This window comes from Streptomyces calidiresistens, from assembly GCF_014141525.1.
Classification (GTDB): domain Bacteria; phylum Actinomycetota; class Actinomycetes; order Streptomycetales; family Streptomycetaceae; genus Streptomyces; species Streptomyces calidiresistens.
Window position 1 is genome coordinate 1 of the sequence record NZ_VKHS01000165.1, and the last position, 8,489, is coordinate 8,489.

Sequence of the window (8,489 nt, forward strand, 5' to 3'; positions counted from 1 at the left end):
CCCCCGGGGCGTCCCGGACACCCCGCCCCGTGCCCGGGACCCGATCCCGGGCCCCGGCTCACCGACCCCGACCCCACCACCGAGGAGAAGAGCATGACGGTCGACGAAGCCCGCACCGATACGGCCGGAGCACCGGCCCCCGCGCCGCCCCGGACGGGCGGCGCCCCGCACATCCTGCGCCCGACCGCCTCGGAGCTCCCGTCCCACCTGGACGGGCTGGCGGCGCTCCTCACGGACACCGTGGCGGGCGGTGCCTCCCTCGGCTTCCTCGCCGATCTCGACGAGGCCGGGGCCCGGACCTGGTGGGAGCACCGGGTGCCCGAGGTGGCGGCGGGCGAGCTGTGGTTGTGGATCGCCCGTGACGCCGACGGACGCGTGATCGGCACCATCTCCCTGTACCCGGTCGACAAGCCGAACGGGCGTCACCGGGGGGAGATCGCCAAGCTGATGGTCTCCCGCGCGGCACGACGCGGGGGAGTGGCCCGGGCCCTGCTCGCCACGGCGGAACGGGCCGCCGCGGACGCCGGGCTCACCCTGCTGGTCCTCGACACCGAGACGGGCAGCCCGGCGGAGACCTTCTACCGTGCGGCGGGCTGGATCGAGGTGGGCCGGGTGCCCGATTACGCCGCCGACCCGGCGGGGCGGCTGCGCCCCACCACCATCTTCCACCGGGACCCGCGGGAGACCCCGCCCGCCGGGGCCGGGAGGGGGTAGCCGGTCGGCCGGACACGGTCCCGGCGGGCGCCGGCCGTGCGCCCGCCGGGACCGCGTCCGGCTCACAGGCCGGCGATCAACTCCGGCAGCCGCGCCATGTCCTCGAAGACGATCGTGTCCGGCCCGGCCAGGCGCTCCGGGCGGGTGAGCCCACCGGCGTACCCCAGGGACCGCATCCCCGCCGCCCGCGCGGCGTTCACCCCGTGATGGCTGTCCTCCACCACCACGCAGGAGGCCGGTTCCGCGCCCATGCGGCGGGCGGCGTGCAGGAACAGGTCGGGGGCGGGCTTGCCCCGCGCCACCTCCGTGGTGCTGAAGATCCGCCCCTCGAAGCGCGGGTACAGCCCCGTGGTGCCCAGCGTGAGGCGCATCTTGGCGTGGTCGCCGCTGGAGGCGATGCAGGTCCGCAGCTCGCCGCGCTCCTCCCGGTGGGCCAGCGCGTCCAGCGCGGAACGGATGCCGGGCACGGGGGTCAGCTCGGTGGGGATCGCGGCGTGCAGGCGCTCCTGGTACCGCTGATCCCACTCGGTGGCCCCGGCCTCGCCGAGCCGTTCGGCGATCTGCGCCCGCACGGCGGCGCCGGAGCGTCCCAGGAAGCGGTCGAGGATCTCCTCCTCGTCCATCGTCCAGCCCAGTTCGGCGCCGAGTTCCACGTTGATGCGCAGGGCGATCCGCTCGCTGTCCACGAGCACGCCGTCGCAGTCGAAGATGACCAGTTCCACCGGTGATGCCACCCGATCAGGCTAGCCCCCGGCCCGGGAGGTCCCCGCATCGGTCCGGGGGCCGCCCGGGGCCTTTCGGAGGTGCCCTTCAGGAAGCCGGGGTGTCGACCCTGGTCATCGTGGAGGTGTAACCACCGCCGCCGGGATGGGTCCACCCCCCGGTCACGGTCCTCCCGTCGGGGGAGAAGGTGCCCCGGTAATGGGCGGGGGAGCCCTTCTCGCCGCCCCAGATGATCAGGGTGTCCCCCTCGGTCTCGTAGACGTAGTCGAGGGTATTGCCGTGGTTGTCGTGGAAGCGGGAGGTGATCTCGGCGTCGGGCTTCTCCGCCCCGAAGGGCTTCCTCCTGCCGATCACCTCGAACCCGATGATCCGCTCCCCGTACTGTTCGAGTTCCACCTCCTGGATCAGGAAGAACCCACCCTCCGCCCAGCGGAAGGTGACGGTGCCCTCCGCGCCGCCCTCCACCCGCCAGGTGCCGGTGAGCCGGGCCAGTTCCGCGAGATCCGCCTCCGGGGCGGGGCCGTTCGCGGTCGTGATGCGGGTCGTCGTCATGTCGCCCCTCCGGGGGTGCTCGTGGGTCGGGTCGTGCGGACCGGTGGGCCGCACGACCGTATGACCGGGAGGGGAGAGGGAAGGGATCGGTGTTTCGATGTGACGTCGATCACATGACGTGCCATTCCGGCGATGCGGCCCGGGCGGCCCGGCGGAACGTCCCGAGGACCGAGGGGGTGAAGGTGACGATCTCGGTGATCAGGCCGCCCTCCACCCGCAGCACGTCGATGTTGACGGGGGTCCAGGCGGACTCCGTCCCCCGTCGCACCCGGTTGATCGCGGCGGGTTGTCGGTTGACGGCGATGGCCTCGCACCACCACTCCCCCCACGCCCCGTCGCCCGTCAACACCGGCCGCCACAGGTCCAGGACGGCCTCGCGCCCCTCGAACACCAGGTGATCGGGAGGCATGCACTGGCGGATGTCCTCCGCCAGGAGGGCGGCAAGGGTCGACAGGTCGGCGCGTCGGGAGGCGTCGAGGTATCTCCTCAGCACCTCCCGTTCCCATCGATCGGCGGGTGGACCCGCCCTCCACTCGGAGCGTCGGGCGGGCAGGTGGTCGCGCAGCCCCTCGCGCGCCCGGCGCAGGGCGCTCTTGACCGAGGTGACGCTCGTCCCCATGATGTCCGCGGTCTCGGCGGCGGAGCGGTCCGCGACGTCCCGCAGGATCAGCACCGCGCGCTGTCGCGGCGGGAGATGTTGCAACGCCGCGATGAAGGTCAGCTCGATCGTCTCCCGGGCCAGGGCGAGCGCCTCCGGGCGTTCCTCCTCGGGGGCCGGCGGGTCCAGGAGTTCGTCCGGGTAGGGCTCCAGCCAGGTCACCTCGGCCCGGGGGGAGTGGGCCGGGGCGCCCGTGCCGTTCACGGCGGGCACGGGGCTTCGGCGCGGGCCGGGTCCGGTGAGGGCGTCGAGGCAGGCACGGGTGGCGATGCGGTACAGCCAGGGGCGGACCCCGCGTTCCCCGCGGAAGGTGTGTCGTCCGCGCCAGGCCCGGAGCCAGGTCTCCTGCAGCGTGTCCTCGGCGTCGGCGAAGGAGCCGAGCATCCGATAGCAGTGAGCCCGCAGGGCACGGTGATGTCGTTCGACGAGCAGGGCGAAGGCCGCTTCGTCGCCGGCTCGGATCGCCGCCGGTGTCACGTCGTGATTCCCACTGTCCGGGGTCGGCGGGGTCCTCGGGGTCGGCTGGGTCGGCTGGGTCGGCTGGGTCGTCAATGGGGTTTCCCTTCCCTCGGCGTGACCCGGCTCCGTGCCTCCTCGAGCGGGGAGCCCGTTGTGTGCTTCCCGGGGGGATCGCGTGCTTCCTTCTTCACCGCACGGAGGATGGGCGGAGTGGTTACTTGGTCGTAACTTGACATGTACTCGGCAGTAACTGTGGTCCGGACCGCATCGCCGTGGCGTCACCCCCCAAGTGATCCACTCCCGCGATCCCGTAAGGAGAGCCACTCGATGCTGTCCCGGAACCGATGGGCGCGCCTGTGCGCAGGGCTGGTGTTCGCGCTGGCCGTCGCCCTCCTCCCGAGTGGTGCCGCGCACGCGGCCACACCCCCGAGCAGCGGCTGGAACGACTGGTCCTGCAAGCCGTCCGAGCGCAACCCCCGCCCCGTGGTGCTCGTGCACGGCACCCTCGCCAACAAGCACGTCAACTGGTGGGGCCTGGCCCCCTACCTGAAGCACCGCGGTTTCTGCGTCTTCTCCCTCGATCACGGCGTCCTCCCCGGCGTCCCCGTCTTCCACGGACTCGGCCCCATCGAGGAGTCCGCCGGCGACCTGGCGGTCTTCGTCGACCGGGTGCTGCGGGCCACCGGTGCCCGGGAGGTCGATCTGGTCGGTCACTCCCAGGGCGGCCTGATGCCCCGTTACTACCTCAAGCACCATCCCGGGGCGGCCGACAAGGTCAACGCGCTGATCGCCATCGCCCCCAGCACCAACGGCACGACCCTGCTGGGCCTCACCCGACTGCTGCCCCTCTTCCCCGGTCTCGACGAGGCGCTGTTCCTCAACGCGCCGGCGCTGAGCCAACAGGTCGTCGGATCCGACTTCCTCACCTCGCTCAACGCGAACGGTTACACCGTTCCCGGTGTCTCCTACACCGTCATCGCCACCCGGTACGACCAGATCGTGACGCCGTGGCGCAGTCAGTTCATCAACGAACCGGGGGTGCGCAACATCCTCGTGCAGGACCTGTGCGCCCTCAACCTCTCCGAGCACGCCGGGGTGGGGCTGACCGACCGCGTGGTCTTCCACGAGGTGGCCAACATCCTCGATCCCTCGCGGTCGAGACCCACCACCTGCCTGTCCGTCATCGGCTGACGGTCGCTCCCGGCGGGCCCTCCCGACAGCCGGTCGACCCGGTCCCGCGGCCGGGTCGACCGGCCCCGTGTCAGCCGTAGAGACGCTCGGCGTAGGAGGGGCCGTAGTACTCCTCCAACTCCTCCAGGGAGTCGTCGGGCCGGTCGAGCGCCTTGGCGATCCGGGCGCGGGAGGGCAGGGCGCCCGGCTCCCAACTGCCCGGTTCCCAGGCCCGTGAACGCAGGAAGGCCTTGGAGCAGTGGTGATAGACCTCCTCCACCTCCACCAGCACCGCCAACCGGGGGCGGTGGCCGCGCACCGTCATCCGGTCCATGAAGGGGGCCTCCCGGACGATGCGGGCCCGCCCGTTGACCCGCAGGGTGTCGCCGCGCCCGGGGATCAGGAAGATCAGACCCACCCGGGGATTGACCAGGATGTTGCGCAGGCTGTCCACCCGCTTGTTGCCGGGGCGGTCCGGCAGGGCGAGGGTCCGGTCGTCCAGCACCAGCACGCACCGCCCGGGGTCACCGCGGGGGGAGACGTCGCAGTTCCCCTCCTCGTCGGCGGTGGCCAGCAGGCACAGCGGGGCGTGCTCCAACCATGCCCGGTCCAGGGCGTGCAGGGAGGTCCGTACCTTGTTCCGTGCGTGTGCCACGGGCTCGCCGACGATCTCCCGCAGTTCCTCCGCCGAATCGACGGTGACCGCGGCGGTGAGCGGACCGGGCCCCGTGACCCCCTCGTCCCCCGTGCTCCCGATGATCCCCACGCGCACTCCGTTCCCCGTGTACCGGCGGCCCGCTCGCCCGGCCGCACACGACCGCGCCCCCGACCCTACGCCCGCCCGTCCGGGCGAGGGGTCGGGGGCCGCGGGGCCCGCTCCGCTTCGGCCGGATTCCGCCTGTTCCGGCCGAAGCGGGCGGGCGGTGCCGTCGACTCCCCACAGGGGTGGGGGCGGGAGCCGACGGCACCGGTCCGGAGGGACGTCTCAGGCGCGGTTGCGCCCCGACACCCGGCGGCGGGCGGTCACGAGCAGCACGCCCGCACCCAGGGCCAGGGCCGCGGCACCGCCGACGGCAACGGCCAGGGTTCCCGGGTCGCTGCCGGTCGTGGCCAGCCTGACCTCGTCGCCGCCTCCGTGGGGGGCCGGGGCGTTCGGCTGCCCGCCGTCCGCGCCCCTCGCACCCTCTTCGGCGTCCGCTCCGGAGTCACCGGCGACGTCCTCCGGGGTCTCCGCGGAGTCCTCGGACGCGTCCGTCGCCTCGTTCGGGTCGTACTTGTCCAGGTTCTTGCCCGCCCGCTCGGCGGCGGCCAGGGCGTCGTAGCCCTCCTCGGGGCCGTGGTGGTGCTCGTGGTCCGGGTGGTCCCCCACCGTGGTGGGATCCACGCCCTCGGTCACGTCCACCGGCTCGGCGGGACGCTCCACCACCGGGGCGCCGGCGGTGTCGGCGCCGAAGACCACGTCGGAGCAGGTGTAGAAGGCCTCGGGGCTGTCGGTGCGCTGCCAGATGCTGTAGATCAGGTGGCGGCCCTCGCGCTGCGGGATGGTGGCGTCGAAGACGTAGTCGCCGTTGACCAGCGGGGGAGCGGAGACCTCGCCGAACAACTCCAGGTCCGACCAGCGCAGCGGCTGCGTCGGGTCCCAGCCGGGCGTGGTGATGTACAGCTCGAAACCGCCGGGGTGGGGCGCGGTCGCGGTGTACCGGAAGGTGTGGTTGCCGCTGTTCATCGCGGTGGCCGGCCAGTCGGCGCGGGCCTGGTCCAGACCCGCGTACTTGTCGCGGCCCGCGCTGCACAGTTGGCCGTCCGGGATCAGCGAGCGGTGCGCCCCGGCGGCGTTGGGGATGTTGACCTCGTTCCAGTCGTACAGCGGCTGGGTGCCGCCGATGGCGACGGCGTCGCGGCAGGCGTCCGAGCGCGGGGCCTCGGGGCCCTCCTCGCGGCAGAGCTTGACCCGGCTGATCGGGTCGTCCATGGAACCGTGCGCGGCGGCGGGAGTGGCCGTCAGCAGGCTCAGGGCGAGCGGGGCGACGGCGAGGGCGCCGACGGTGGCTGCTGAACGTCGGGGGGACATGCGGGGGTTCTCCTTGCTGTGGGGGGCATCGTGGTGCGGTGGTCCCCACCGGCGCGACTCGGTGGGGATCGACCGGATGGAACCGGCCCCGGTGCGCGAACACCCGGGTCCGGATCCGCCAACTCCGCCTGGCGAGAACTACGTTAGCCCCGCTGACCTGCGCCGACAGCCGATAAGGGCTCCTTTATGGCGGCGTTAAGGAGAGCCTGAAAGACGGTTAAGACCACTGTCCGGTCCGTCCGTTTCGCCACCTCGTCCCGGATGGTGCGGCGCCCCTCCCGGCGAGGGATTCCGGGGGCGGAGCGGGGAGACGGGTGAACGCGGAGAAGGGGGACGCCTCGTGACCGACCGCGACGGTCGCCCCCGGGGCAGAATCGGCCGGGTGAGACTGACCATCGATCCCGACGCCCCCGAGCCCCCCTACGAACAGATCCGGGCCCGCATCGCCGCCGGTGCCCGCTCGGGCGAGTTCCCCGTCGGGTTGCGCCTGCCCACCGTGCGCGGGCTCGCCGCGGAACTCGGCCTGGCGGCCAACACCGTCGCCAAGGCGTACCGGGCCCTGGAGGCCGACGGCGTCATCGAGACCCGGGGCCGCAACGGCACCGTCGTCGCGGGCTCGGGGGACGCCGCGTCCCGCGAGGTCGCCCGGGCGGCCGAGGAGTTCGTCCGCCTCGCCCGGCGACTGGGACTGGACGAGGCGGCCACCCGGGCCGCCGCCGAGGACGCGGTCAGGGCGGTCTGGGCCGAAGAACGTGCCGCGCACGGGGGGTGAGGCGCCGCGCACGGGTGGTGAGGCGCCGCGCACGGGGGGTGAGGCGCCGGGGCCCGGTCGGCCCGGGAGGACGGTCCGTTGCGTCCGCCCGGGCCGGGAACGACCACGGAACGACTACAGGTAGGCGCCGGTGCCCGCCGGCCGGGACTCGGTCACCGAGGCGGGGGCGTCCCCGCCCCGCAGCGCGTACAACTCGGCCAGGGTGGCGCCCTCCGGGCCCACCCCCTCCGCGGTGCCCAGCCATCGCACCGCCTCGGGGCGGGTCAACGGCCCCACCTCGATCCGGGCCAGACACCGACCCGGCCGGACCACGGCCGGGTGCAGCGTCTCCAGGTCCTCGTTGGTGGTGATGCCGACCAGCACCCGGCGGCCCTGGCCGAGCAGGCCGTCGGTGAGGTTGAGCAGGCGGGAGAGCGCCTGGCCCGCCGCGTTCTTGGCCCCGCCCCGGATCAACTCGTCGCAGTCCTCGAGCAGCAGCAACCGCCACTTGGGGCCGGTGCCCTTCCCCTCCTCGTCCTCGTCCGGGCCGTCCTCGCCGATCGCCACGTCCATGAGGTAGCCGACGTCGTTGAACAGCCGCTCGGGGTCCAGCACGCAGTCCACCCGGCACCACTCGCGCCAACTGCGGGCGAGGGTCCGCAGCGCGGAGGTCTTGCCGGTGCCCGGCGGACCGTGCAGCAGGAGCAGCCTCCCGGAGACGGAGGCGGGCGTGGTGGCCATCAGGCGATCCAGGGCGTCGGCGACCGGCGCCGAGTAGTTGTTCCGTGCCTCCTCCCAACTCTCGGTGTCGATGACCCGGCTGGTGCGCACCGGTCCGCCGCGCGGCGAGTGGTGCCAAAAACCCATCGGCACCCGGGAGGGCTCCGTCCGTTCCTCCTCCTCGGCGCCGTCCACGGCCTCCTTGAGCACCTGCTCGGCCCGCTCCTCACTCGCCGCGACCACGGTGACCACCGCGCCGAAGCGCCACCTGCGGGAGCGCACGGCCCAGTCCTCACCCATGGCGAGGACCGTCCAGCCGTCGTCGCCGCGCACCGAGAGCATCGGCTCGGCCTCCGCCGGCAGCAGGGTGTGCCCCTCCCTGACCTGTCCCAGTCGGCGCTCGCGCGCGTACGGCAACTCGCCCTCCGCGAAGCGGCTGACCAGGAAGGTGTCGATGGTCTCGCTCGGTGAGTCGGGGTCGTTGACCACCAGTCGGAAGGGCGGCGGGGGCGGGGAACCGGGGCGGCGCTCGGAACACATGCGCCCCATGATCCGTCAGTCGGGGGTCTCCCGCACAGGGGTTTCGGCGCGTCGCCCGGGAGCGCGCCCCGGGGCGGGGGCGCCCCGGGGCGCGCAACGGCCCCCGGGCCGGAGGCGGAACAACCGGGTGG

General features: G+C 73.5%; 9 protein-coding genes. 3 read left to right on the forward strand and 6 right to left on the reverse strand.

Features of this window, described 5'->3' with window-relative positions; genetic code table 11:
• Window positions 1-93 precede the first annotated feature (93 nt).
• Window positions 94-714: a GNAT family N-acetyltransferase gene (locus tag FOE67_RS09615; RefSeq protein ID WP_182662553.1), complete on the forward strand. Its 621-nt coding sequence runs from the start codon at window positions 94-96 to the stop codon at window positions 712-714.
• A gap of 62 nt (window positions 715-776) precedes the next feature.
• Here the strand turns inward: FOE67_RS09615 and FOE67_RS09620 are convergent, their stop codons facing one another.
• The 3 genes from FOE67_RS09620 to FOE67_RS09630 form a co-directional block, all read right to left on the reverse strand.
• On the reverse strand, window positions 777-1,448 hold the full coding sequence (locus tag FOE67_RS09620; protein WP_182662555.1) for an HAD family hydrolase: 672 nt from the start codon (window positions 1,446-1,448) through the stop codon (window positions 777-779).
• Window positions 1,449-1,524: 76 nt separating this feature from the next.
• Window positions 1,525-1,989: a hypothetical protein gene (locus FOE67_RS09625; protein ID WP_182662557.1), complete on the reverse strand. Its 465-nt coding sequence runs from the start codon at window positions 1,987-1,989 to the stop codon at window positions 1,525-1,527.
• Window positions 1,990-2,098: 109 nt separating this feature from the next.
• Window positions 2,099-3,124: an RNA polymerase subunit sigma-70 gene (locus tag FOE67_RS09630; protein ID WP_182662558.1), complete on the reverse strand. Its 1,026-nt coding sequence runs from the start codon at window positions 3,122-3,124 to the stop codon at window positions 2,099-2,101.
• 309 nt (window positions 3,125-3,433) lie between these two features.
• Here FOE67_RS09630 and FOE67_RS09635 point away from each other — a divergent pair, with 309 nt between their 5' ends.
• Complete coding sequence (locus FOE67_RS09635) at window positions 3,434-4,297, forward strand: esterase/lipase family protein (RefSeq protein WP_182662561.1); 864 nt, start codon at window positions 3,434-3,436, stop codon at window positions 4,295-4,297.
• A 70-nt stretch (window positions 4,298-4,367) separates the two neighbouring features.
• On the opposite strand, the gene FOE67_RS09640 is transcribed toward FOE67_RS09635, so the two are convergent.
• Both FOE67_RS09640 and FOE67_RS09645 read right to left on the reverse strand, forming a co-directional pair.
• Window positions 4,368-5,033 carry a pyridoxamine 5'-phosphate oxidase family protein gene (locus tag FOE67_RS09640; RefSeq protein ID WP_182662567.1) on the reverse strand — a complete coding sequence of 222 codons (666 nt, stop codon included), beginning with the start codon at window positions 5,031-5,033 and terminating at the stop codon, window positions 4,368-4,370.
• Between the two features lie 228 nt (window positions 5,034-5,261).
• Window positions 5,262-6,347 carry a lytic polysaccharide monooxygenase auxiliary activity family 9 protein gene (locus tag FOE67_RS09645; protein ID WP_182662563.1) on the reverse strand — a complete coding sequence of 362 codons (1,086 nt, stop codon included), beginning with the start codon at window positions 6,345-6,347 and terminating at the stop codon, window positions 5,262-5,264.
• A 373-nt stretch (window positions 6,348-6,720) separates the two neighbouring features.
• On the opposite strand from FOE67_RS09645, the gene FOE67_RS09650 reads away from it, so the two are divergent.
• Window positions 6,721-7,119, forward strand: a complete 399-nt coding sequence (locus tag FOE67_RS09650) for a GntR family transcriptional regulator (protein ID WP_182662569.1) — start codon at window positions 6,721-6,723, stop codon at window positions 7,117-7,119.
• A 114-nt stretch (window positions 7,120-7,233) separates the two neighbouring features.
• Here the strand turns inward: FOE67_RS09650 and FOE67_RS09655 are convergent, their stop codons facing one another.
• A complete protein-coding gene (locus FOE67_RS09655; RefSeq protein WP_182662565.1) occupies window positions 7,234-8,358 on the reverse strand; it encodes a DUF5925 domain-containing protein in 1,125 nt (374 codons plus the stop codon).
• Window positions 8,359-8,489 lie beyond the last annotated feature (131 nt).

Coding starts and splice junctions, on each gene's coding strand:
- FOE67_RS09635 (WP_182662561.1), top strand. CDS start 3,434: ATGCTGTCCCGGAACCGATGGGCGCGCCTGTGCGCAGGGCTGGTGTTC.
- FOE67_RS09655 (WP_182662565.1), bottom strand. CDS start 8,358: ATGTGTTCCGAGCGCCGCCCCGGTTCCCCGCCCCCGCCGCCCTTCCGA.
- FOE67_RS09645 (WP_182662563.1), bottom strand. CDS start 6,347: ATGTCCCCCCGACGTTCAGCAGCCACCGTCGGCGCCCTCGCCGTCGCC.
- FOE67_RS09615 (WP_182662553.1), top strand. CDS start 94: ATGACGGTCGACGAAGCCCGCACCGATACGGCCGGAGCACCGGCCCCC.
- FOE67_RS09625 (WP_182662557.1), bottom strand. CDS start 1,989: ATGACGACGACCCGCATCACGACCGCGAACGGCCCCGCCCCGGAGGCG.